Genomic DNA, 22,806 nt, shown 5'->3' on the forward strand with positions numbered 1-22,806 from the left:
GAGCATGACCCAGGAGACAGCGACCCAGGCGACGGCGACCCGTTCCGGGGCGCACGCGGCCCCGACCGGGGGCGCGGTCGGCCTGCGGGTGTCCGGTGTGGACAAGGTGTACCCGACCCGGCGGGGGGAGGTGCGCGCACTGTCCGGGATCGACCTGGACGTCGCCCGCGGCGAGTTCGTCTCGCTGGTCGGGCGCTCGGGCTGCGGCAAGACGACGTTGCTGCGGATCCTGTCCGGCCTGCTCGCCCCGTCCGCGGGGCTGGTCGAGGCGGGCGGACGGCCCGCGTGGGCCGCCGGCCGTCGTGACGACGCGGTCTTCGCCGAGTTCGGTCTGGTGTTCCAGGAGGCGAACCTGTTCCCGTGGTTCACGATCACCGACAACGTTGCGCTGCCGCTCAAGCTGCGGGGGGTGCCGCGTGCCGAGCGTCGCGCCCGGGCCGGCGAGCTGTGCGCCACCGTCGGGCTCGGCGGGTTCGAGGAGTCCTACCCGCGGGAGCTGTCCGGCGGTATGCGCCAGCGGGCCGCGATCGCCCGCGCCCTGGCCTGCGACCCGTCGGTGCTGCTGATGGACGAGCCGTTCGGCGCGCTGGACGCCCTGACCCGCGACCGGATGAACCTGGAGCTGCAGCAGATCCACGCGGTCTCCGGCGCCACCGTCGTGTTCGTGACCCACTCGATCCCCGAGGCGGTGTTCCTGGCCGACCGGGTCGTGCTGCTGACCCCGCGCCCGGGACGCATCCGGTCGATCACCACGATCGACCTGCCCCGGCCGCGGTCCGCCGCGACCGAGACGACACCGGAGTTCGGCGCGCTGGTCGCCGGGCTGCGCACCGAGCTGGACCGGGAGGACTGAACCGATGACCACGACCGAACGGCCCGCTCCGGCGACCGACCCCGCCACCCCCGTGACCGACCCCGGCGGCCCCGAGAAGGAGTCGCCCTGGCTGCGGCGCCTGCCGTGGATCTCCGGGCCGGTGCTCCTGCTGCTGCTCGTGGGGGCCTGGCAGTTCACCGTCTCGGTGGTCGGGGTCTCGGAGTTCATCCTGCCCGCACCGGCCGCCGTCGTCGGCGCCCTGGGAGAGCTGCTGGCCGACCCGGCGATCTGGGGCCACATCGGCGTGACGCTGCTGGAGGTCCTCGTCGGGTTCGGCGCCGCGCTCGTCGCCGGTGTCTGCGTCGGCGCACTGCTCGGGCGGATCGAGTGGCTGCGCCGCGCGGTGCAGCCCGCCCTGGTCGCGCTGCAGGTGGTGCCCAAGGTGGCGTTCGTGCCCATCTTCGTGATCTGGTTCGGCTTCGGCCCCACCTCGAAGATCATCATGGCCGGGCTGCTCGCGTTCTTCCCGATCATGCTCAACGTGATGCTCGGGGTGCGCTCGGTCGAGCGCGGGCACCGCGACGTCATGACCGGGCTGGGCGCCTCGCGCTGGGCGACGTTCCGGAACCTGGAGCTGCCCGCGACCCTGCCGTACGTGTTCGCCGGCGCCGAGGTCGCGATCGTGTTCTCGGTGATCGGCGCGATCGTCGGTGAGTACCTCGGCGGCAGTGCCGGGCTCGGCTACCTGGTGGTGTCGAGCCTCAACGCCCTCGACGCGCCCCGTCTGTTCGCGGTGATCGTGCTGCTCGCGGTGCTGGGGTCACTGCTCTACCTGATGGTGACCACCGCGAAACGCCTGGTCATCCCGTGGCACGAGTCGGTGAACACCGGGGTCTGAGCCGCAGCGCCCGCACGCCGACGCCGCCGGGGTCACGCCCCGGCGGCGTCGCGGGCCCAGCCGGTCAGCAGCGGCACGACGACGTCGAGTGCGGCCGGCTCGCGGGCCCACCCGAAGTGCGGGCGTGCCGCGGGCACGTCGAGCCGGTGGCGGGTCACCGTGGCCGCGCCGAACATGCCCAGCAGCGCGTCGACCGAGGCGGGCGGGGCGAGCCCGTCGCGCTCGAACCCGATCCCGAGGACCGGCAGGTGCACCGCGGCGATCGACGGGGTGTGGTCGACCCGCGGCGTGCCGAACGCGAGCCGCCCGGTGCGGGCCCACCGGCCCCAGTCGCGCATCTGCCCGCGGGCCTCCCGCCCGGCGAAGCCGACCCGGTCGCCCGGGAAGTGCCCGATCAGCATCGCCGCGGCCACGACGGCCTGGGTCCGCAGCAGGTGGGCCGGCCCCCAGACCCGCCAGTCGACGCTGCCCGACCCGACGAGGGCGACACCGTCGACGCGGTCGGGGTGCCGTGCGGCGTACGCGGTGGCGAGGTGCCCGCCGAGGCTGTGCCCGACGACGAACACCGGCGCGCCGGGCCGCCCGGAGTGCACCGCCTCGACGGCGGCGGCGAGGTCGCCGACGAGGTCGTCGTAGCCGAAGTCGTGGCGGCGCCCGGGCGGGGGAGCGGGGCGGGCCTGGTGCCCGCGCAGCTCGGTGACCGCGGCGGCGACGCCGGCGTCGGCCAGCGCCCCCAGCAGCGGGGTGTAGAACGACGCCCGCATCCCCATCGCGGGCACGACCAGCAGCACGGGCGCACCGGGGTCGGGCGCCGGGTGCAGGGTCAGCTCCAGCGGTGCCGGGGCCGGGCGGTCCAGGACGGTGGTGACGGGCACGCCGGGGATCCTCTCCCGGCCGCCCGCCGGGTCAGGCCGGGGCCCCCGCCAGGGCGCGCAGGCCGGCGTCGAACACGGCCATGGCCTCGTCCACCAGCTGGGTCAGCGACGGCGAGCGCGGGTCCGTGCCGTGGTCGCCCAGCCAGTGCTGCACCGCGACGCGCAGCCCGGTCACCGCGGCGGCCGCGGCCAGGGTCGGGTAGAGGTCGCGGGCCGGGTCGGACCCGGTCCGGGCGACGACGGCGTCGGCCAGCGCCCGCTCCTGGGCGGCGAACGCGGCCATCTGGTGCGCGACGATCGCCGGGTGCCCCCGCAGCGCCCGCAGTGCCTGCACCCGGTCGAGGTAGCCGGGGTCGGTGACCACGGCGCGCAGCGCGTGCCGCAGCGACTCGGTGACCGGCTCGTCGTCGGGGCGGGCGGCGAACGCGGTCAGCAGGGTGTCCGCCGACGACGCGTAGCCCGCGACGACCGCCTCCTCCTTCGAGGTGAAGTAGTTGAAGAAGGTGCGGGGCGCGACGTCGGCGGCGTCGGCGATCTGCTCGACGGTCACCGCGTCCGGGCCGTGCGTGCTGCACAGCCGCAGTGCGGCGCCGGCGAGCGCGGCCCGGGTGGCGGCCTTCTTGCGCTCGCGACGCCCGGGGGCGGCCTGCTCAGCCACGGTCGGCCCCCGTCCGCTCGCGCTCGGGCGCCTCGATGACCGAGACGAGCTCGTGCCGGCCCGGATGCCCGTCGGCGGTGCGTGTGGTGCCGTCGGCGGGTGTGCCGGCCGGCAGGTCGACGTCGAGTCGGAGCCCGTCCGCGCCGACGGTCACCCGGCGCGCGGCCGGACGGCCCTCCCAGCGGTACACGGTGGACACGATGCCGGTGGCGACGCAGATGCGGTAGTGCCCGTCGGCGTCGGCGCGGGTGCGGCCGAGCTCGTCGCCGGTGCCGTCGAGGACGGTCAGCACGGCGCCGCCCGCCGGGGCGCCGTCGGCCCGCACGAACCCGTGCAGCACCGGACCGGTCGGCGGGGCCGGGGTGGTGGCCGGGGCACCGGCCGCGGGGTCGGCGGGCTTGGCGATGTCGAGGGTGTCGCGCAGCGGGACCTCGCGCAGGGCCAGGATCGCCAGCAGGGCCAGGAAGGCCAGCGGCGCGGCCACCAGGAAGATCATCGAGGTGGCGTGGCCGTAGGACTCCATGACGATCGAGCGCACCGGCTCGGGCAGCTCGGCCAGGTGCGGCACCTGCCCGCCGCCGACGGCCGCCCCGCCGTCGACGCCGGCGTCGGCCAGTCCGGCCGCGGTCCGGGACCCGACCACGGAGGCGAGCAGCGCGCCCAGCCCCGCGACTCCGGCCGAGCCGCCGAGCGAGCGGAAGAACGTCACCGTGGAGCTCGCGGCGCCCATGTGCCGCAGCGCGACGGTGTTCTGCACGGCGAGCACGAGGTTCTGCTGCGTGGTGCCGACGCCGATGCCGACCAGTGCCATCGCGACCGCGACCAGCCAGTACGGCGTGGTCGAGGAGATGACCGCCGCCCCGAGCGCCAGGCCCGCGGTCAGCGAGACCGCGCCGCCGACGAGGTAGCGCTTCCAGACGCCGGTGCGGGTGATCAGCTGGCCGGCCACGTTCGACGCGCCGAACATGCCGACGATCATGGGCAGGGTGAGCAGCCCGGCCTCGGTGGCGCTGGCGCCCCGGGCGAGCTGGAAGTACTGGGACAGGAAGATGGTGGAGCCGAACATCGCGACGCCGACGAACAGGCTCGCGACGGTGGCGAGCACGACGGTGCGGTCGCGGAACAGGAACGGCGGCACGACCGGGTCCTTGGCCCGTCGCTCGACGACGATCGCGCCCACCAGCAGCACCAGGCCGGCGCCGATCAGGCCGAACGAGGTCGGCGAGGCCCAGCCGAACTGCTTGCCGGCCAGCGAGGTCCACAGCAGCAGCGCCGACACCGCGGCGGCGATGAGGGTGGCGCCCAGGTAGTCGATGCTGGGGCGCTCGCCGTCGGCGCGGACGGGGGTGGGCACGTTCAGGGTGCGCTGCAGCACGAGCAGTGAGAGCGCGGCCAGCGGGACGCCGACGAAGAAGCACCAGCGCCAGCCCAGCGGCGAGTCGACGATGATGCCGCCGAGCAGCGGACCTCCGACGACGGCGATCGACATGATCCCCGAGAGGTAGCCCATGTAGCGGCCGCGCTCGCGCGGGGTGATGATCGCCGCGATCACGACCTGGGTCAGCGCCTGCAGCCCGCCCATGCCGAGGCCCTGCAGCACCCGGAAGCCGATGAGCTGCCCGGTGGAGACCGCCAGCCCGCAGAGCAGCGAGCCGATCAGGAAGATCCCGATCGCGGCCTGGACCAGCAGCTTCTTGGAGTAGAGGTCGGCGAGCTTGCCCCAGATCGGGGTCGAGGCCGTCATCGCCAGCAGTGACGCCGAGACCACCCACGTGTACTCGGCCTGGGTCCCGCCGAGGTCGCCCAGGATCCGGGGCAGCGCGTTCGACACGATCGTGCTGGACAGCACGCCGACGAACAGCGCCATCAGCAGGCCGGTCAGGGGGAGCAGTACGTCGCGGCGGTGGGCCGCGGCCTCCTCGGGGGTGCGCACGGTGCGGGTAGTTGACGGCACGCAACGAGTCTGGCCCAAAGATGCAGGCTGTGCAACTTTGCCGAACGTGCGTCGGCGCACACCGTGCACCGATGCGGCGCGGCGGCCGGCTCAGCCGCGGCGGGGGAGCACGACGGTGACGGTGCTGCCCCGGTCCGGCGCGCTGCGGACCTCCAAAGTCCCGCCGGCGTCGGCCACCGCGCGGCGGACGAGCAGCAGCCCGATGTGGCCGGGTTCCGGGCCGCGGCCGGGGTCGAAGCCGGTGCCGTCGTCGGTCACGGTGAGCCGGGCCCGGCCGGCCGCGACGTGCAGGCCGACCTCGACGGTGCGGGCACGGGCGTGCGCGCGGGCGTTGCGCAGCAGCTCCGAGGCGACGCGGTGCAGCAGGACCGCGCCGCGGTCGTCGAGGGTCCCGGCGGGGTCCCCGGTCGTGACGACTGCCGCGGGCGGGTCGCCGCCGGCGGCGAGCGCGGCCAGCGCGGCGGGCAGACCGGCGGCGTCGACGTCGGCCGGGTGCAGGGCGTCGAGCACCGACCGGATCCGGACGACGCCGTCGCCGACCGTGGCCCGGGCCCGGTCCAGCAGCTCGGGCCGGGCCGGGGCGAGGTCGAGCATCAGCCCGGCGCCGGCCAGGGTCGGCAGCACGTCGTCGTGCAGGCGGCGGGCCAGGTCGCGGCGGGCGAGCTCGCCGGCGGCCAGCCCGTACAGGGCGGCGTCGCGGCGCTCGGTCCGCTCGCGCTCGCGCCGCCGCGCCAGCGCCACCGACAGCGGCAGGACCGCCGCCGCGACGAGCAGCATCCCGGCCACCGCGGGTGGCAGCAGCAGCCCCACGGCGTGCGCGGTGGCCCCGTCGACGTCGACCGGGACGTAGACCTCCAGCCGGGCCGGGCGCCCGGCACCGTCGGTGAAGCCGAGGAAGACCTCGCGGAGCCCGTCGCCGTGCTCGTAGCGGTGCTCGCCGTCGTCGGGGACGGGGAGCACCACCGCGGCGCCGCCGTCGAGCCGGGCGGCGAGGACGGGATCGAACCGGCGGGTCAGACCCTCGATGCGGGCCTCGTCGGAGAACACCAGCCGCGCCACCGGGCCCTCGACCAGCCACACCTTGACCCGGCTGACCATCCCGGTCGCCCGGAACGGCGCGAGGTCCGCCAGCAGCCGTTCGCGCCCGGCGGGCCCGGCGGTGGCGAGGTCGCGGTCGGCCAGGCCGACGACGACGGCCGTCGCCACCCGTCGCGACACCTCCTCGGCGCGCCGCTCGGCCTCGGCGTGGGCCAGCCACCAGACCCCGGCGGCGACCAGCGCGCACACCAGCGCGACCGCGGCGGCGGTGACGACCGCGTGCCGCGCCAGGGTGCGGGCCAGCAGCCGCCGGTCCGGACCGGCGACGACCGGGCCCGTGGTACCGGGTGCGCTCACGGCACGGGCTGCCCGGCGGCCCGGGGGACCGGCTCGCCCCCGGGGTCCAGGGCGACGAGCCCGAGCCGCTCGGCGGCGACGACGGCCTCCAGCTGCGAGCGGGCGCCGAGCTTGCCGAGCAGCGCGCGGACGTGGTCGCGCACGGTGTGCGGCGACAGCCGGTGCGCCGCGGCGATCCGGGTGACGTCGCGGCCCCCGGCCAGCCCGCGCAGCACGTCGAGCTCGCGTGGGGTCAGCCGCGGCAGGGTCGCCCCGGTCGCTTCGGACTCCGCGGCGGACGGGTGCGCGGTGCCGCCCGCGGCGACCGTCCGCACGGCGGCGACGATCCCCGCCAGCGGGGTCTGCTTGCCCAGGAACCCGGCCGCGCCCGCCTCGAGGGCCTCGCGGGCCGGACCGGGCCGCGGGTGCGCGGTGAGCACCAGGGCGCGGGCCCCGGCGGCGTGGACGTCGCCGAGCAGGGTCAGGCCGCCCCCGGGCAGACGCACGTCGAGGACCACGACCTGCGGCGCCCGCCGGGGGTCCCCGCCGGCCAGGGCGGCCCGGGCGGCCGCCGCGTCGTGCGCGACGCCGACGACCTCCGCGTCACCGTGGACGGCGAGGCCGAGCGCGAGCAGGTCGGTGTACGACCGGTGGTCGTCGACCAGCAGCACCCGCAGCACCTGCGCGCACCCCCTCAATTCTCGGGAGATCAGGACGTCCTCGCCAGAGGTTAGCCTCCCCTCGCTCGAAAAGGGACCGACCCGGCGAACCGGGCGGATCCCCCATGCACCCCGGAGGACCACGTGACCCCATCGACGACCCGACCGACCCGGCGCGGCGTGCTCACCGGCGCCGTCCTCGCCGCCACCCTGCTCGTGGCCGGCTGCGGCGGCGCCCCGGCCGACCCGGCCCCGGCGGCGGGCGACGGGCCGCGCACCCTGACCCTGTACTCGGGGCGGGAGGAGGACCTGGTCGGCCCGCTGCTGGCGCAGTTCCAGCAGCAGTCGGGGATCACCGTCGACACCCGCTACGGCTCGACCACCGAGCTCGCCGCGCAGCTCGCCGAGGAGGGCGCCGCGACCCCCGCCCAGGTGTTCCTCTCCCAGGACGCCGGCGCGCTGGGCGCGCTGGCCGGGGCGGGCGCCTTCGCGCCGCTGCCCGAGGAGGTGCGCGGCGCGGTCACCGCGCCCTACACCGCCACCGACGGCACCTGGACCGGGCTGACCGGCCGGGTCCGGGTCGCGGCCTACAACACCCGGGTGCCCGAGGCCGAGGTCCCCGCCGACGTCACCGAGCTCACCGACCCGCGCTGGCGCGGCCGGGTCGGCATCGCCCCGACCAACGCCTCGTTCCAGGCCTTCGTCACCGCGCTGCGCGTCCAGGAGGGCGACGACGCCGCCCGCGCGTTCCTGGAGGGACTGCGCGCCAACGAGGTGCAGGTCTTCCCACGCAACACCGCGATCCTGGAGGCGGTGGACAGCGGCGTCGTCGACGTCGGGCTCATCAACCACTACTACGTGGCCGCCGCCGAGACCCCGCCCGCGAACACCGCGCTGAAGTTCGGCGCGCCCGGCACCGCGAGCGCGCTGGTGAACGTCACCGGCGCCGGGGTCCTCGCCGGGGCCGCGGAGTCCACCGAGGCCCGGGAGCTGCTCCGGTTCCTGGTGTCGCCGCAGGCCCAGGAGTACTTCGCCCGCGAGACCGGCGAGTACCCGCTGGTGGCGGGCGTCGCCGGGCCCGCGGGGATGCCCGCGCTGGCCGACCTGCGGGCGCCGCGGCTCGACCTGGCCGACCTGGAGGACCTCGACGGCACGACGCAGCTCATGACACAGGTCGGGCTGCTCTGACCGTGCTGCTGCGCCGGTCCCCGCCCCGTACCGCGCCGGCCGGCCCGCCGGCCCCGGTGCGGCGCCGGCGACGACCACCCCGTGCCCTGCTGGGCGCGGCGGTGGTCGTCGCCGCGTGCGCCGCGCTGCCCCTGGTGTGGCTCGTCGTCCGGGTCGCGGGTGCCGACCCCGGGCGGGTCGCCGCGCTGCTCGCGCGCGAACGGACGCTCACCCTGGCGCTGAACTCGGCGGTGCTGGTCGCCGTCGTCGGCGCCGGCTGCCTGCTGTTGGGCCTCGCCACCGCGACGGTGCTGGTCCGCGTGCGGCTGCCCCGACCCGGGCTGTGGTGGGTGCTGGCCGCGCTGCCGCTGGCCGTGCCGTCCTACCTGCTCGCGTTCGCGGTGCTCGCGGTCCGGCCCGAGGCCCGCGGTCTCGGCCCGCTGGCCGTCGTGCTGGTGCTGGCCTGCACGCCGTACGTGACGCTGCCCGCGGCCGCCGCCCTGCGCGCCGCCGACACCGGGCCGGAGGACGCCGCCCGCACCCTCGGCCTCGGCCCGGTGAGCGCGTTCTGCCGGGTCACGCTCCCGCAGGCGCTGCCCGCCGCGCTGGCCGGGACGCTGCTCGCGGCGCTGTACACCCTCGCCGACTTCGGGGCGCCCGCGCTGCTGCGCTACGAGTCGTTCACCTGGGCGGTGCAGGCCGCCTACGAGGGGACCGTCGACCGGACCGGCGCGGCGGTGACCGCGCTGGTCCTGGCCGCCGCGACGCTCGGCCTGGTCGCGGCCGAGCGGGCCGCCCGGCGCCGCTTCACCGGGGCCCGGGCGGGCACCGCGCCGACCGCGGCCGCACCGGTGCGGCTGCGCCCGGCCGCCGGCGCCGCGGTCGTCGCCGGTCTGGGCGCGGTCGCGGCGGTGACGCTGGTCGGGCCGCCCACGGTGCTGGTCGGCCGGGTCGTCGCCGCCGGCGGGGTGGACGCCGACCTGCCGCGGCTGGCCGTCGCGGCGGGGTGGACGCTGCTGCTGTCCGGCGCGGCCGCGCTGCTGGCGGTGGCGATGGCGCTGCCGGTCGGGGTGCTCGCGGCCCGGTACCGGTCCCGCGCGGTCGCCACGACCGAGTCGGTGGCCTACCTCGGGCAGGGGCTGCCGGGGGTCGTCGTCGGGCTGGCCCTGGTGTTCCTGTCCCTGGTGCTGGTCCCGGCTCTCTACCAGACCGCGGCGGTGCTGGTGTTCGGGTACGCGATCCTGTTCCTGCCCAAGGCGCTCGGTGCGACCCGCGCGGCGGTCGAGCGGGTGCCGGTCGAGGCCGAGGAGGTCGCCCGCACCCTCGGCCGGACGCCGTGGTCGACCTGGTGGTCGGTGACGGCGCCGCAGGCCGCGCCCGGGGTGGCCGCCGGCGGGCTGCTCGTGGCGGTGACGGCGATGAAGGAGCTCCCGGCGACGCTCATGCTGCGCCCGACCGGGATCGACACCCTGGCCACCCGGTTGTGGTCGCAGACCTCGCTCGGGGCCTTCGGCGCGGCCGCCCCCGCGGCGCTGGCGCTGCTGCTGCTGGCGTGCGTCCCCGCGGCGCTGCTGGTCCGGGCCACCGCGGGCGGGCCGGGAGGAGAGCGATGAGGACCGGGTTGTCGGTGCGCGGGGTGCGGGCGGGCTACGGCCGGGACCCGGTGCTGCACGGGATCGACCTCGACGTCGCGCCGGGTGAGCTGGTGTCGGTGCTCGGCGCGTCGGGCAGCGGGAAGACGACGCTGCTGCGGGTGGTCGCCGGGCTGCACCGGCCCTCGGCCGGGACGGTGCACCTCGACGGCGACGACGTCACCGCCGTCGCGCCGGAGCGGCGCCGGGTCGGGCTCGTCCCGCAGGAGGGGGCGCTGTTCGCGCACCTGACCGTGGCCGGCAACGTCGGGTTCGGGCTGCGTCGCGGGCCCGGCCGGCGCCCGGCCGCCGCCGCGCGCGGGCGCGTCGCGGAGCTCCTGGCGCTGGTCGGCCTGACCGCCGAGGCCGACCGGCTGCCACACGCCCTGTCCGGCGGGGAGCGCCGCCGGGTCGCCCTGGCCCGGGCACTCGCGCCGGACCCCCGGGTGGTGCTGCTCGACGAGCCGTTCTCCGCGCTCGACGCCGGGCTGCGCGAGCAGGTCCGTGGGGAGGTCGTCGCGGCGCTGCGGGCCGCGGGCGCCACCGGGGTGCTCATCACCCACGACCGGCGGGAGGCGCTGGCGGTCAGCGACCGCGTCGCCGTCCTGCACGACGGTCGGCTGGAGCAGACCGCGCCGCCGCGCGAGCTCTACGCCGCCCCCGTCTCGGCCCGGGTCGCCGGGTTCGTCGGCGACGTCGTGCTGCTGCCCGCCCGGGTGGCGGACGGCACGGTCACGACCGCGCTGGGGGCCGCACCCTGCCGCACCGCGGACGTCCCGGCGGCGCCGCTGGTGGCGGTGCTGCGCCCCGAGGAGCTGGAGCTGGCCGGCGCCGACGGGCCCGGCGCGCCCGCCCGGGTCGGCACCGTCGACTTCGTCGGCGACGCCGTGCTGGTCACCGTGCTGCTCGACGGACGGGTCCCGGACCGGGGCACCGTGCTGCGGGTGCGGGCCGGGACGGACCGGGTGCCGCACCCCGGCGACCGGTGCCGCGTGCGGTCCCGGGGTGCCGTGCACGTCGTGCCCGCCGTCCCGGGACCCCGCTGAGCGGGACCCCCGGGGCCGGCTCAGGCGGCGGCCGGCTCGTCCGGCCGGGCGGCCAGCTTCGCCAGCCGCTTCTCGGTCGGCCAGCGGACGTTCCACGCCCACCCGAGCTTCTCGAACAGCCGGATCGTCCCGGCCGAGATGTCGATCTCGCCGCGGCCGACGCCGTGCCGGGCCGAGGTGGGGTCGGCGTGGTGCAGGTTGTGCCAGGACTCGCCCATGCTCGGGACGGCGAGCAGCCAGACGTTGGTGGAGCGGTCCCGGGCCCGGTACGGCCGCTCACCGACGAGGTGGCAGATCGAGTTGGTCGACCACGCGACGTGGTGCGACACCGCGACCCGGACCAGCCCGGCCCAGAAGAACGCGGTGAACGCGCCCCACCAGGACCAGGTCACCAGGCCGCCGACGACGCCGGGGCCGAACACGGACAGGATCGTCAGGACGGTGAAGCCGCGGTGGACGCGGTCGATGTCGGGGTCGGCGAGCAGGTCCGGGGCGAAGCGGCGCTGGTCGGTCAGCGACCGGTCGAAGATCCAGCCCATGTGGGCGTGCCAGAAGCCGCGGACCAGCGCGGCGGGAGAGGTGCCGTAGCGCCACGGCGAGTGCGGGTCGCCCTCGGCGTCGGCGTAGGCGTGGTGACGGCGGTGGTCGGCCACCCAGTGCCGGACCGGCCCCTGGACGGCGAGGCTGCCCGCGACGGCGAGCGCGATCCTCAGGGGCCGGTTCGCGGTGAACGACCCGTGGGTGAAGTAGCGGTGGAAACCGACGGTCACCCCCAGCATGGACACGACGTAGAGGCCGAGTGCGAGGCCGGCGTCGAGCCAGGTCAGACCCCAGCCCCACGCGAGCGGGACCGCGGCGACGACCGCGATCGCCGGGACGATCGCGAACGCGTAGACGAACAGGTGCGGAACGGGATGCCGGAGCCGGTCGGAGAAGTCGGAGCGCGGCGCGGGCCGGGTGTCGGTCACACCCCCCGATGGTTCCGGCTCGCACCAGAACGGGCAGTGGGGACAACCCCCCTCACGCACCGTGAGTGGGGACTCCTCAGGCCGTGGCGGGCTGGGCGGCCTCCCGCAGCAGCGGCTTCACGCGCTCGCCGAACTTGGTGACGCCGTCGACGAAGTCGGGCCAGGTGAGCAGCGCCCCGTCGATGCCGGTGGTCGCGGCGATCTCGTCGAGCTGGGCCGCGACCCGCTCGTAGGAGCCCTTCACCACCGGCAGTGACAGGAACGCCATGTTCCCCTCCGAGGCGGGGCGCTCCAGCGACGCCAGCAGCTGGGCCGAGGTGCCGTCCGGGTTGGTGTCCAGCGACGCCCCGGTGGTCATGTAGCTGATCGCCTCGAGGTCGGCGTTCTCGACGATGTGCGCGCACAGCCGGTCGGCCTCGTCGTCGGTCTCCTCGGCGATGATGCAGTACAGCGCGTAGGTGCCGACGTCGCGGCCCGCCTCGTCGCCGAGCCGGCGCACCCCGGCGGCGATGTCCCCGACCTTCGAGCGCTCGGCCATGATGAAGTTCCGGTCGCCGTGCTCGGCGGTGAACGCCTGGCCCGCCGGCGACTGGCCCGCGCAGACGATCGTCGGGGTGTGCAGCGACTTGGGGCGCATGTCGGCGTCGTCGAAGGAGAAGAACTCGCCGGAGAAGGTCGCGGTCCCCTCGCTCCACAGCGCGCGCAGCGCCCGGACGTACTCGGCGGCGTAGGCGTAGCGGCGTTCGAAGTACTCGTCGCCGGGCCACAGCCCCATCTGCGTGTACTCGGGCTTGTTCCAGCCGGTCACGATGTTGAGCCCGCAGCGTCCGCCGGAGATCTCGTCGATCGTCGCGACCATCCGGGCGGCCATGATCGGGTGGGTGGCCAGCGTGGTCACCGACGGGTAGAGCCCGATCCGCTCGGTCACCGCGGCGAGCCCGCCGAACAGGGTGAACGACTCCAGGCACTCGCCCCAGAAGTCGCTCGGCCCGCCCGCCCCGCGGTGCTTCATCATCGAGAGCACGAAGTCGAGGCCCTGGCGCTCGGCCTCCTGGGTGATCGCCACGTTGTGGGCGAAGCTCGGCCGGTACTGCGGGCTGCCGGGGGACAGGATGTAGCCGTTGGTCGCGTTCGGGATGAAGACGCCGTAGTGCACTCAGACCTCCGGGGTGGACAGCTGTGTGACGGTGCTGGGCAGGTCGGCGACGTCGGCGTACTTGGCGTCGAGGTCGGCGAGGTTGCGGGCGTGGACGCCGGCGTCGCGGTCGGCGCAGGCGTCGGCGACGACGACCGGGCGGAACCCGGCGGCGAGCGCGTCGGTGGCGGTGGCGCGGACGCAGCCCGACGTCGACACCCCCGTGACGACGACGGTGTCGACCCCGCGGGCCCGCAGCGTCGCGGCGAGCGAGGTCCCGGCGAAGGCGGACGCGTGCTGCTTGGCCAGCAGCGCCTCGCCCGGCGCCGGGTCGAGGACGAGCCGGCCCCAGTCCCCGGGGGCGCCCTCGGCGAAGCAGGACAGGGCGGGGACCTTCGCGGCGAAGAACCCGGCGTCGGCGAGGTCGGCGGCGTAGCGCACGACGGTCCAGACGACCGGGTGCCCGCCCGCGCGGGCCGCGGCGACCACGGCGTCGCAGCCGCCGGTGACGCGCTCCGCGGTCGCGGTGTCCCCGAGGAAGAAGGGCCCGTCCGGCTCGGTGTAGGCGGCCACGAGGTCCACCACGACGACGGCCGGTGCCGCGCCCCAGCCGACCCGGCCCGAGAACGGCGCACCGTGCGGTCCCGCCCCGGCCCCGGTCACCGGCGGTCCCCGGTCATCATGGCGCGGGCGTTGGCGATGTGGCTGACCATCACCGCGGAGGCCCAGCCGCCGTCGCCGGCGCGCAGTGCGGCGACGATCTCGGCGTGGTGGGCGAGGCTGCGGGCCAGCGACGCCGCGTCGTAGGTGTGGAAGGTGCGCAGCACGACCGGTGCGTGCACGACGCCGGCCAGCGCGGAGGCGAGCGCGGGGGTGTCGGCGATCTCGAGCAGCCGGGCGTGGAACCGCCGGTTCAGGGCGACCAGGGCGTCGAGGTCCTGCCCGGGGCCGGGGCCGCCGACGGCGAGCATGCGGCCGGCGAGGTCGTCGAGCTCGTCGAGGTCGGCGGCGGTCGCGCGGGCGGCGGCCAGCGCGGTGGCCCGCGGCTCCAGCGCGGTGCGGACCCCGAAGATGTCGTCGAGGTCGGCCTCGGAGAACGTGGCGACCCGCGCACCGCGGTGCGGGTGCAGCTCGACCAGCCCCTCCGCGGCGAGCCGGGACAGCGCCTCGCGGACCGGGGTGCGCGACACCCCGAGGCGGTCGGCGAGCTCGACCTCGCCCAGGTGGGCGCCCGCGGCCAGCGCGCCGGTGAGGATCTCCTCGCGCAGCGCGGCCTGGGCGCGCTCGGAGGCGCGCCGGGGAGTCGTGTCGACCATCGTCACCTCCGGCGTCGGGCTGTATGCAACCTACGAGTGCCGCCGGTCACGCACAAGGCTCCACCTGTTGTTACGTCCGGATGACGGGCAGAGTGGACGAGACACGTGTACACAATCCAGCTTGACGAAGGGACCCCGCCGTGGCCGACCTCCTCAGCCGACCCGGGAACCGCCGGGCGCGCCTGCGTGCCCTGCTCGACGCCGGCACCCCGGTGCTCGCCCCCGGCGCCTACGACGCGCTGTCCGCGCGGCTGGTCGAGCAGGCCGGGTTCGACGTCGTCTACATGACCGGGTTCGGGACGACGGCCGGGCTCCTCGGCCGGCCCGATGTCGGTCTGCTCGGGGGTGCGGAGATGGCCGCGCACGCGGGCAGGCTGGCCGACGCCGTCGACCTGCCGCTGATCGCCGACGCGGACACCGGCTACGGCAACCCGCTCAACGTCATCCGCACCGTCCGCGACTACGAGCGGGCCGGGGTCGCCGCGCTGCACCTGGAGGACCAGGTCATGCCCAAGCGGTGCGGGCACCTCGCGGGCAAGCAGGTGGTGCCCGCCGCGGAGATGGCCGCGAAGGTGCGGGCCGCCGTCGACGCCCGCACCGACCCGGACCTGCTGGTGATCGCGCGGACCGACGCCGCCGCCGTCGACGGGCTGGACGCGGCGATCGACCGGGCCCGCCGGTTCGCCGACGCCGGCGCCGACCTGCTGTTCGTGGAGGCGCCGACCTCCGAGCGCGACATCGAGACCGTCGCGACCGCGCTGGCCGGGCACCGGCTGGTGTTCAACTGGGCCGAGGGCGGCCGCACCCCGCCGCTGTCGCGCGACCGGCTCGCCGAGCTCGGGTTCGCCCTGGTCCTGTTCCCCGTGGGCACCCTGCTCGCGGCGACGGCCGGGATGCGGGAGCTGCTGGAGCGGCTGCGGGCCGAGGGCACCCCGGCGTCGCTGATCGGCCGGCTCGGCGGCCTCGACGCGTTCGCCGAGCTCGCCGGGATCGGGGAGGTCCGTGAGCTGGAGCAGCGCTACCGCGCGGAGGGGGAGTGAACAGTTCCCGGACGCCCCGTGCGGCAAACGTCGGCCCCGCGGAGCCGACGCCGGTACACGCCCAGGAGTGGCGGGTCGATATGTCGTACACCACACTCGGTGCAGATGACCTTGCCGACCTGCGGACGTCGATCGGAACGGGGCGGGCGGGCAGGGTCCCGGAATCGCCCCAGGCGGTGGATCGTGCAGCAGAACACTCCCCGGCTCCGCATCTGCGAACGATGCTGGTCGTCGGTCGCGGACGGCTCGGTCTGTCGGATCTTCCGGCACTCCGACCCCGCGGCCCCGCTGGAGAGGCCCGCCTTCTCCTACCGGCACCTCGACGGAGACCCGGCGTGCAGCGGGGCGCAGCAGCCCGAGCTGGAGAGGGGGTGGGCCGCGTGAGCGCACCCCCCGTGCCGGGACGCGCGCTGCGCCCGGTCCCGGCCGCCCGGACCGTGCTGTCGCCGGTCGACCCGCTGCCGGTGTCGCCGGGCGACCTGGAGCGGCTGCGCGAGAACCTCGGACGCGTGCTGGCCGGTCTGCGCTGGCCCGCCCACCGCTGGCAGGTCCTCGCCGAGGCCGAGGCGTGGGGGGTGAGCGGCGTGGTCCGCCAGCAGCTCCTCCCGCTGCCCGACGGGCGGTACCCGTCGTTCGAGGCCGTCGTCGAGGTGCTCACGGCCGCGGCGCGTGGCCGGCTGCGCCCGGCGCCGGTCCGGCCCGCGATCGGCGCGGACCGGCTGAACCCCGCCGAGCGGGCCGGTGTCGCGCCGCGCCCGCCGCGTGCCCACGGCAGGCCCGCGCCCGCGCCGGGGCACCGCCCGGCCTGATCTCCGACGGGGCCGTGCGACCGCCCCGGACGGTGGTGGGTGGGGCCGAGTCGGCCGGGGTCGGCGGTCCCGAATCCGCCGGCCCCGGCCGGGGTGACCACCCGTCCGCTCCCCAGCGACGGGTGGTGGGTCCTCGGGGTGCGTGGCCTGCGACGAGGCGGGTGCGTGCCGGTGGGAGTCCGGCTGCTCACGCGAGGTGATGTATATCACGCGGTGCGGCCGGATTGGTCCGGTTTCCCCGAACCGGGCGACGGTATCGATCAAGCCGTCCCTGCGCGTGTAGACCGCGGAGCTCCGGGAAGGCCGCGGGTGTCCGGGCCCGGGCGGGCCCGGCGCGGCGAGGAGGCGGACGTGGCGGGGCAGACGAAGATCGGAATCGCGGTCGAGACGGCGGGACCGGGGGTGCGGCTGGTCCGGGTGTCCGGGCGGCTGGACCGTGCGGGGGTGGAGGCGCTGGCGCGGATGCTCGACGCGCAGGCGCGGTGCGGGCGGACCCCGGGTCACGTCGTCGTCGACCTCTCCGGGGTCAACGCCTTCGACGGGCCCGCCACCGAGCGGCTCGGCGCGGTCGTCGCCCGCTCGCATGCCGAGGGTGTGCGTCTGCACCTGGCCGGGTGCGGCGGCCGGGCGGAGCTGCTGCCGCTGCGCGCCCGCCAGGTCCTGCAGCGCTGCAGCGCCTTCCCCTCCGCCGAGGTCGCCGTCCGGACGCTGACCGCGGCCCGTGCCGGCACCGCCGGTGGAGCCGGGACCGTGCCCGGACCGCGCCGGGCCGGCGACGACCGCGCGGGTGGCAGGCCGGTCTCCTCCGGTACCTGACCCCGACCGGCCCCGGGGCCGTCAGCCCGCCGCGTCGAGGGCGCGGCGCACGGCGGCCGCGCCGTCCTCGTCGAGCTCGCCCCAGCACCGCAGCCGGGACAGCCCGCCGTCGGGGAACACGTCCAGACGCAGGTGGGTGGCCGGTGCGGCGCCCGGCAGCAGGAACCGGTGCCGGGTGTCGGGCTGCACCCGCTCGCGGTCGCGCAGCACCGTCCACGACCCGCCGGTGCGCTCGTCGCGGGTGCTGACCGAGACCCAGCCCGGCGCGTTCCCGACGAACCAGGTCGTGTCGACCTCCACGTGCCGCGGGACCCCGCCCGCGGCGAGCGCGAACTCGACCCAGTCGTTGCCGCCGTCGCGGCGCCGCGCGTTCTCCCAGCCCTCGCCCATGTGCCGCGCCTTCCCGGGCAGCAGCAGGTTGCCGGGGGAGGAGTAGAACTCGTCGGAGCAGCCGGTGACGTGTCCGCCGTTCTCCGCCGCGAGCAGGTCCACGGTGCCCTCGAGGAACCGCGGGTCGGGCAGCACCCGGCCGAGCACCCGGAACCGGGCGATCCCGCCGTCCGGGTGCATGATCAGCCGCAGGTGGGTGGCCCGGCGGGTGTCGGTCACCGGGTAGACGTTCGCGGTGTGCCCGGCGCACGCCGAGCGCGGCACGATCTCGTGCCAGGGCGCCTTCTCCAGCTCGTCGGGGGAGGGGTGGCCGTCGACGGCGGTCGCCTCGACGGCGATCTCCGGCGGGTAGTTGCCCCTGAACCAGGAGGTGTCGACGACGACGTGGTCCACCACGCCCGGCGCACCCAGGCGGACCAGCGCCCAGTCGTGGCCGGGCTCGCGGCGGCGCCGGGTCTCCCAGCCGTCGTAGACCTTGCCCTTGAGACCGAACTCGTCGGGGTCGAAGCGGGGCGGGGCGGCGGTGATGAGGTTCTCGCGCTGGGCGAAGAACTCGTCGTTCGCGGCGACGACCGAGCCGCCGAGCGCGCGGGAGGCGAGGTCGATGAGCGAGGGGTCGGTCACGGTCTGCTCCTGATCATCGGGCGGGTGGGGGACGGGTGGTCGGTGGCGATCCGGGCGCCCAGCAGACGCAGCAGCTCGGCGGCGCGGTCGACCGCGTCGCGGTGGTCGAGGGCGGTGTCGGTCAGGGCGTAGGTCGCGACGAAACCCGCGGCCCGCAGTGCGGCCGGGCCGAGGGTCACCTGCCCGGCGACGGCGACGACCGGGGTCCCGGCCGCGCGGGCGGCGGCGGCGACCCCGGCCGGGGCCTTGCCGCGCAGGGTCTGGGCGTCCAGTCTGCCCTCCCCGGTCACGACGAGGCCGGCACCGGCCAGCTCGTCGTCGAAGCCGGTCAGCTCCAGGACGGTACCGACGCCGGGTGCGACGCGCGCCCCGCAGACGGCGGTCAGCGCGAGCCCCGCCCCGCCCGCGGCACCGGCGCCGCGCGCCGCGGCGAGCGCGTCGGCATCGGTGCCGGTGGCGGCGGCGAGCACCCGCACCCAGCGGGCCAGCGCGTCGTCGAGCGCGGCGACCCCGGCGGCGTCGGCGCCCTTCTGCGGACCGTAGACGGCCGCGGCGCCGTGCGGGCCGAGCAGCGGGTTGTCGACGTCGGCGGCGAGCCGGACCCGCACGGCCGGGTCCCGCAGCCGCGGGTGCAGCCCGGCCAGGTCGAGCCGGTCGGCCAGGGCCAGCGCCGCGCCGCCCCGCCCGATCTCGGCGCCGCCGGCGTCGAGCACGCGGGCGCCGAGCCCGCGCAGCAGCCCGGCGCCGCCGTCGGTGGTGGCACTGCCCCCGAGCCCGACGACGACGTCGGTGCACCCGGCGTCGAGCACCGCGGCGAGCACGGTGCCGAGCCCCTCGGTGCCCGCGCCGCCCGGGGCGCGCTCCCCGCCGGGCAGGACCGCGAGCCCGGCCGTCGAGGCCAGCTCCACCAGCGCGGACACGCCGTCGCGGGCCCAGACGGCCGTCAGCGGAGCCCCGGTGGGGCCGGTCGCGGTGGTCGTGACCGGCTCCCACCCGGCGGCCAGCGCCGCGGCGACGGTGCCCTCGCCGCCGTCGGCGACCGGGCAGCGGCGCACCGGGCGGCCCGGGTCGACGTCGGCGATCCCGGCCGCGAGCGCGTCGGCGACGGCGGCGGCGTCCAGCGAGCCCTTGAACTTGTCCGGGGCCAGCAGGATCGCGCTCACCGGCGGTGGGCCAGCGCGGTGGGGGCGTCGGCGGGGGTCTCGGCGAGGTCCTCGAACTCGGTGACGGCGTCGATCTCGGTGCCCATCGCGATGTTCGTGACCCGCTCCAGCACCACCTCGACCACGACGGGCACCTTGTGCTCCGAGGCCAGCTGCGACGCCCGGCGCAGGGTCGTGGCGATCTCGTCGGGCTCGGTGACCCGCAGCCCCACGCAGCCCAGCCCCTCCGCGACGCGGACGTGGTCGACGCCGTAGCCCTTGGGCAGCCCGGTCAGCTCCTCGTCGGCGTGCATGTTGTCGAAGGCCAGGGAGACCCGGAAGTCCATGTCGAACGCGCGCTGCGCCTGCCGGATCAGGCCCAGGTAGGAGTTGTTGACCACGACGTGCACATAGGGCAGTCCGAACTGGGCGCCGACCGCGAGCTCCTCCAGCATGAACTGGAAGTCGTAGTCGCCCGAGAGCGCGACGACCGGGGTCGACGGGTCGGCGACGACGGCGCCCAGCGCGGCCGGGATGGTCCAGCCGAGCGGTCCGGCCTGACCGCAGTTGACCCAGTGCCGGGGCCGGTAGACGTGCAGGAACTGGCCGGCCGCGATCTGGGACAGCCCGATCGTCGTCACGTAGCGGGTCTCCGGGCCGAAGACCCGGTTCATCTCCTGGTACACCCGCTGCGGCTTGATGGGGACGCAGCCGAAGTCGGTGCGCCGCAGCAGCGTCGCCTTCCGCTCGCGGCACGACTCCGCCCACGCGCTGCGGTCCGGCAGCGTCCCGGCGTCGCGGCGGCGGCGGGCCTCGGCCAGCAGGACGCGCAGCGCGGCCCCGGCGTCGGAGACCACGCCGTAGTCGGGGGCGAACACCCGCCCGATCTGGGTGGGCTCGATGTCGACGTGCACGAACCGGCGCCCGCGCCGGTAGGTGTCCAGCCCACCGGTGTGCCGGTTGGCCCAGCGGTTCCCGATCCCGACGACGACGTCGGAGGCCAGGAAGGTGGCGTTGCCGTAGCGGTGCGCGGTCTGCAGCCCGACCATCCCCGCGGCGAGCGGGTGGTCGTCGGGGATCGAGCCCCAGCCCATCAGGGTCGGCACGACCGGGACGCCGAGGATCTCGGCCAGCTCGACGAGCTCGGCGGAGGCGTCGGCGTTGACGATGCCGCCGCCCGCGACGATCAGCGGCCGTTCGCCCTCGGCGAGCAGGTCCAGCACCCGCGACGCCTGCGGGCCGGTCATCGCGGGGCGGTGCGCCGGCAGCGGGGCGTAGGTGTCGGGGTCGAAGTCGATGACGGTCTGCTGCACGTCGATCGGCAGGTCGATCAGCACGGGACCGGGCCGGCCGGACCGCATGAGGTGGAACGCCTGGGCGAACGCGCCCGGCACCTGCGCGGCCTCGCGCACGGTCATCGCCATCTTGGTGACCGGTGCCGCGATGGCCGCGATGTCGACGGCCTGGAAGTCCTCCTTGTGCAGCCGCGCGACCGGAGCCTGCCCGGTGATGGCCAGGATCGGGATCGAGTCCGCCGACGCCGAGTACAGCCCGGTCACCATGTCGGTGCCCGCCGGGCCGGAGGTGCCGATGCAGACGCCGATGTTCCCCGGGCGCGCGCGGGTGAAGCCCTCGGCCATGTGCGAGGCGCCCTCGACGTGGCGGGCCAGGACGTGGCCGATCGTGCCGCGGGCGCGCATCGCGGCGTAGAAGGGGTTGATCGCCGCACCCGGCACGCCGAACGCCTGCGTGGCACCCTCGGCCTCCAGGATGCGGACGGCGGCCTCGGCCGCGGTCATCCGGGTCATGACGACTCCCCGTTCAGGCGGCGGACGGCGCGGTGCAGGGCGGAGTGGTCGAGGCCGCCGTCTCCGGCGGCCCGGGTGGCGGCGACGAGCTGGGCGACGAGCGCGGCCACCGGGGCGACCACCCCGGCCTCGCGGGCGGAGTCGGCGACGATGCCCATGTCCTTGTGGTGCAGGTCGATCCGGAAGCCGGGGGCGTAGTCCCCGGCCAGCATCCTCGGGGCCTTCTGGTCGAGGACCTTCGAGCCGGCGAGCCCGCCGCCGAGCACACGGACGGCGGCGTCGAGGTCGGCGCCGTGCGCACGCAGGAACTCGATCGCCTCGGCGAGCAGGGCGATGTTCCCGGCGACGATCAGCTGGTTAGCGGCCTTCACGGTCTGCCCGGCCCCGGACGGGCCGACGTGCACGACGGTGCTCCCGACGACGTCGAGCAGCGGGCGGGCGGCGGCCACGTCGGCCTCCTCCCCGCCGACCATGATCGACAGGGCGGCGTTCTCGGCGCCCGCCTGGCCGCCGGAGACCGGGGCGTCGAGCATCCGCAGGCCGCGCTCGGCCGCGCGGGCGGCGAGGTCACGGGCGACGTCGGGGCGGATCGTGGAGAAGTCCACCACCAGGGTGCCGGGCTCCGCCGTGTCGAACACGCCGCCGTCGCGCGTGCAGACGTCGACGACGTCGGGGGAGTCGGGCAGCATCAGCGCGACCACGTCGGCGCCGGTCACCGCCTCGGCGACCGTCGCGGCGGCCCGGCCGCCGTCGGCGGCGAGGGCCTCGGCCTTCTCCGGGCTCCGGTTGTGGCCGACGACGTCGTGCCCGGCCTTCACGAGGTGGCGGGCCATCGGGCCGCCCATGATCCCGAGGCCGACGAAGGCGATGGCGCTCATGCGGAGGCTCCTTCCCTGGTCAGCCAGCCGAACGGGTCGGCGGTGACGGGCTTGTACTCGAGGCTGACCGGGCCGTCGTAGCCGGCGGCGGCGACCCGGGCGAGCAGGTCGCCGATCGGGAGGTCCCCGGTGCCGGGTTCGCCGCGGCCGGGGGCGTCGGCGATCTGGACGTGGCCGATCCGGTCGGCGTGGCGGTCGATCGCGGCCGCGGGGTCGTCGCCGTTCACAGCGAGGTGGTAGACGTCGAGCAGCAGCCGCAGGTGCGGCGACCCGACCCGGTCGAGCACGGCGACGGCGTCGTCGGCGGTCTTCAGGGGGTAGGCGTCGACGCCGCTGACCGGTTCGAGCAGCGCGACCGCGCCGATGCGGGCGGCCGCGTCGGCGGCCAGTGCGAGGCTGCGGACGGCGGTCTCGTCCTGGACGCGCGGGTCCAGGTCGTCGCGCCGGTTGCCGTACAGGGCGTTGAAGCCGAGCGTGCCGAGCCGCTCGCCGATGCCGAGGGCGACGGCGACGTTGTCGGCGAACTCGCTCGCGCGGGCCGGGTCGGACAGGATGCCGCGCTCGCCCGCGGGCATGTCGCCCGCGGTGAAGTTCAGCCCGGTGAGGGTGACGCCGGCGTCGGCGACGGCGGTGACGAAGGCGTCGACCTCGTGGTCGCCGGGCACGGAGTCGGTGAACGGCCACCAGAACTCGACGGCGTCGAAGCCGGCCGCCGCGGCGGCCGCGGGCCGGTCGAGCAGCGGCAGGTTGGGGAACACGATGGAGCAGTTGACGGTGTAGCGCACTTCAGGGGCCTCCTCGGTC

The 22,806-nt window shown here is 76.5% G+C and carries 23 protein-coding genes; 9 read left to right on the forward strand and 14 right to left on the reverse strand.

The window, feature by feature from the left end:
- Positions 1–4: 4 nt before the first annotated feature.
- Positions 5–853, forward strand: coding sequence for an ABC transporter ATP-binding protein (locus MTO91_RS12690; protein ID WP_083658341.1), 849 nt, complete (start codon positions 5–7; stop codon positions 851–853).
- A 4-nt stretch (positions 854–857) separates the two neighbouring features.
- The gene (locus MTO91_RS12695) at positions 858–1,712 is read left to right on the forward strand and encodes an ABC transporter permease (protein WP_083474056.1); all 855 of its coding nucleotides are present in this window, start codon (positions 858–860) and stop codon (positions 1,710–1,712) included.
- Between the two features lie 32 nt (positions 1,713–1,744).
- On the opposite strand, the gene MTO91_RS12700 is transcribed toward MTO91_RS12695, so the two are convergent.
- The 5 genes from MTO91_RS12700 to MTO91_RS12720 form a co-directional block, all read right to left on the reverse strand.
- Positions 1,745–2,587, reverse strand: a complete 843-nt coding sequence (locus tag MTO91_RS12700; RefSeq protein WP_476654619.1) for an alpha/beta fold hydrolase — start codon at positions 2,585–2,587, stop codon at positions 1,745–1,747.
- 31 nt (positions 2,588–2,618) lie between these two features.
- Entirely contained in the window at positions 2,619–3,245 is a 627-nt protein-coding gene (locus MTO91_RS12705; RefSeq protein WP_405417338.1) for a TetR/AcrR family transcriptional regulator, read from the reverse strand.
- Complete coding sequence (locus tag MTO91_RS12710) at positions 3,238–5,199, reverse strand: MFS transporter (protein WP_476654621.1); 1,962 nt, start codon at positions 5,197–5,199, stop codon at positions 3,238–3,240. Before MTO91_RS12710 ends, MTO91_RS12705 begins: the two co-directional genes overlap by 8 nt.
- Positions 5,200–5,289: 90 nt before the next feature.
- Positions 5,290–6,594, reverse strand: a complete 1,305-nt coding sequence (locus MTO91_RS12715) for a sensor histidine kinase (RefSeq protein WP_476654622.1) — start codon at positions 6,592–6,594, stop codon at positions 5,290–5,292.
- Positions 6,591–7,253, reverse strand: coding sequence for a LuxR C-terminal-related transcriptional regulator (locus tag MTO91_RS12720; RefSeq protein WP_476654623.1), 663 nt, complete (start codon positions 7,251–7,253; stop codon positions 6,591–6,593). Before MTO91_RS12720 ends, MTO91_RS12715 begins: the two co-directional genes overlap by 4 nt.
- A gap of 123 nt (positions 7,254–7,376) precedes the next feature.
- Here MTO91_RS12720 and MTO91_RS12725 point away from each other — a divergent pair, with 123 nt between their 5' ends.
- From MTO91_RS12725 to MTO91_RS12735, 3 genes are read left to right on the forward strand one after another with little or no spacing between them, the layout of a single operon-like run.
- Positions 7,377–8,420: an extracellular solute-binding protein gene (locus MTO91_RS12725; protein ID WP_476654625.1), complete on the forward strand. Its 1,044-nt coding sequence runs from the start codon at positions 7,377–7,379 to the stop codon at positions 8,418–8,420.
- A gap of 2 nt (positions 8,421–8,422) precedes the next feature.
- Entirely contained in the window at positions 8,423–10,012 is a 1,590-nt protein-coding gene (locus MTO91_RS12730; protein ID WP_476654627.1) for an ABC transporter permease, read from the forward strand.
- Positions 10,009–11,076: an ABC transporter ATP-binding protein gene (locus MTO91_RS12735; RefSeq protein ID WP_476654629.1), complete on the forward strand. Its 1,068-nt coding sequence runs from the start codon at positions 10,009–10,011 to the stop codon at positions 11,074–11,076. The genes MTO91_RS12730 and MTO91_RS12735 overlap by 4 nt, the downstream gene beginning before the upstream one ends.
- Positions 11,077–11,096: 20 nt before the next feature.
- Here the strand turns inward: MTO91_RS12735 and MTO91_RS12740 are convergent, their stop codons facing one another.
- The 4 genes from MTO91_RS12740 to MTO91_RS12755 form a co-directional block, all read right to left on the reverse strand.
- Positions 11,097–12,044, reverse strand: coding sequence for an acyl-CoA desaturase (locus MTO91_RS12740; RefSeq protein ID WP_405417324.1), 948 nt, complete (start codon positions 12,042–12,044; stop codon positions 11,097–11,099).
- 76 nt (positions 12,045–12,120) lie between these two features.
- Positions 12,121–13,200, reverse strand: coding sequence for an LLM class flavin-dependent oxidoreductase (locus MTO91_RS12745; RefSeq protein ID WP_476654630.1), 1,080 nt, complete (start codon positions 13,198–13,200; stop codon positions 12,121–12,123).
- A complete protein-coding gene (locus MTO91_RS12750; protein ID WP_476654631.1) occupies positions 13,201–13,842 on the reverse strand; it encodes an isochorismatase family protein in 642 nt (213 codons plus the stop codon).
- Positions 13,839–14,495, reverse strand: coding sequence for a GntR family transcriptional regulator (locus MTO91_RS12755; protein ID WP_476654632.1), 657 nt, complete (start codon positions 14,493–14,495; stop codon positions 13,839–13,841). Before MTO91_RS12755 ends, MTO91_RS12750 begins: the two co-directional genes overlap by 4 nt.
- A 140-nt stretch (positions 14,496–14,635) precedes the next feature.
- On the opposite strand from MTO91_RS12755, the gene MTO91_RS12760 reads away from it, so the two are divergent.
- The 4 genes from MTO91_RS12760 (at position 14,636) to MTO91_RS12775 (ending at position 17,160) form a co-directional block, all read left to right on the forward strand.
- The gene (locus MTO91_RS12760; RefSeq protein ID WP_405417320.1) at positions 14,636–15,535 is read left to right on the forward strand and encodes an isocitrate lyase/PEP mutase family protein; all 900 of its coding nucleotides are present in this window, start codon (positions 14,636–14,638) and stop codon (positions 15,533–15,535) included.
- A 183-nt stretch (positions 15,536–15,718) separates the two neighbouring features.
- On the forward strand, positions 15,719–15,919 hold the full coding sequence (locus MTO91_RS12765; RefSeq protein ID WP_405417318.1) for a hypothetical protein: 201 nt from the start codon (positions 15,719–15,721) through the stop codon (positions 15,917–15,919).
- Positions 15,916–16,344, forward strand: coding sequence for a DUF2795 domain-containing protein (locus tag MTO91_RS12770; RefSeq protein WP_405417316.1), 429 nt, complete (start codon positions 15,916–15,918; stop codon positions 16,342–16,344). Before MTO91_RS12765 ends, MTO91_RS12770 begins: the two co-directional genes overlap by 4 nt.
- A 351-nt stretch (positions 16,345–16,695) precedes the next feature.
- Complete coding sequence (locus MTO91_RS12775; protein WP_476654633.1) at positions 16,696–17,160, forward strand: sodium-independent anion transporter; 465 nt, start codon at positions 16,696–16,698, stop codon at positions 17,158–17,160.
- 21 nt (positions 17,161–17,181) lie between these two features.
- On the opposite strand, the gene alc is transcribed toward MTO91_RS12775, so the two are convergent.
- From alc to MTO91_RS12800, 5 genes are read right to left on the reverse strand one after another with little or no spacing between them, the layout of a single operon-like run.
- Complete coding sequence (gene alc, locus MTO91_RS12780) at positions 17,182–18,174, reverse strand: allantoicase (protein WP_100877899.1); 993 nt, start codon at positions 18,172–18,174, stop codon at positions 17,182–17,184.
- Positions 18,171–19,337 (reverse strand): glycerate kinase, encoded by a 1,167-nt coding sequence (locus MTO91_RS12785; RefSeq protein ID WP_476654635.1) that lies wholly within the window; start codon positions 19,335–19,337, stop codon positions 18,171–18,173. Before MTO91_RS12785 ends, alc begins: the two co-directional genes overlap by 4 nt.
- Positions 19,334–21,124: a glyoxylate carboligase gene (gcl, locus tag MTO91_RS12790; protein WP_476654637.1), complete on the reverse strand. Its 1,791-nt coding sequence runs from the start codon at positions 21,122–21,124 to the stop codon at positions 19,334–19,336. Before gcl ends, MTO91_RS12785 begins: the two co-directional genes overlap by 4 nt.
- On the reverse strand, positions 21,121–22,002 hold the full coding sequence (locus MTO91_RS12795; protein ID WP_476654639.1) for an NAD(P)-dependent oxidoreductase: 882 nt from the start codon (positions 22,000–22,002) through the stop codon (positions 21,121–21,123). The genes gcl and MTO91_RS12795 overlap by 4 nt, the downstream gene beginning before the upstream one ends.
- On the reverse strand, positions 21,999–22,787 hold the full coding sequence (locus MTO91_RS12800) for a hydroxypyruvate isomerase family protein (protein ID WP_476654640.1): 789 nt from the start codon (positions 22,785–22,787) through the stop codon (positions 21,999–22,001). Before MTO91_RS12800 ends, MTO91_RS12795 begins: the two co-directional genes overlap by 4 nt.
- Positions 22,788–22,806: the final 19 nt, after the last annotated feature.

The organism is Pseudonocardia sp. 2-7 (assembly GCF_056341085.1).

What these genes read in the sequence shown, in the direction of transcription:
- MTO91_RS12690 (WP_083658341.1), top strand. Translation starts at nt 5, where the DNA reads ATGACCCAGGAGACAGCGACCCAGGCGACGGCGACCCGTTCCGGGGCG.
- MTO91_RS12695 (WP_083474056.1), top strand. Translation starts at nt 858, where the DNA reads ATGACCACGACCGAACGGCCCGCTCCGGCGACCGACCCCGCCACCCCC.
- MTO91_RS12735 (WP_476654629.1), top strand. Translation starts at nt 10,009, where the DNA reads ATGAGGACCGGGTTGTCGGTGCGCGGGGTGCGGGCGGGCTACGGCCGG.
- MTO91_RS12755 (WP_476654632.1), bottom strand. Translation starts at nt 14,495, where the DNA reads ATGGTCGACACGACTCCCCGGCGCGCCTCCGAGCGCGCCCAGGCCGCG.
- gcl (WP_476654637.1), bottom strand. Translation starts at nt 21,124, where the DNA reads ATGACCCGGATGACCGCGGCCGAGGCCGCCGTCCGCATCCTGGAGGCC.
- MTO91_RS12795 (WP_476654639.1), bottom strand. Translation starts at nt 22,002, where the DNA reads ATGAGCGCCATCGCCTTCGTCGGCCTCGGGATCATGGGCGGCCCGATG.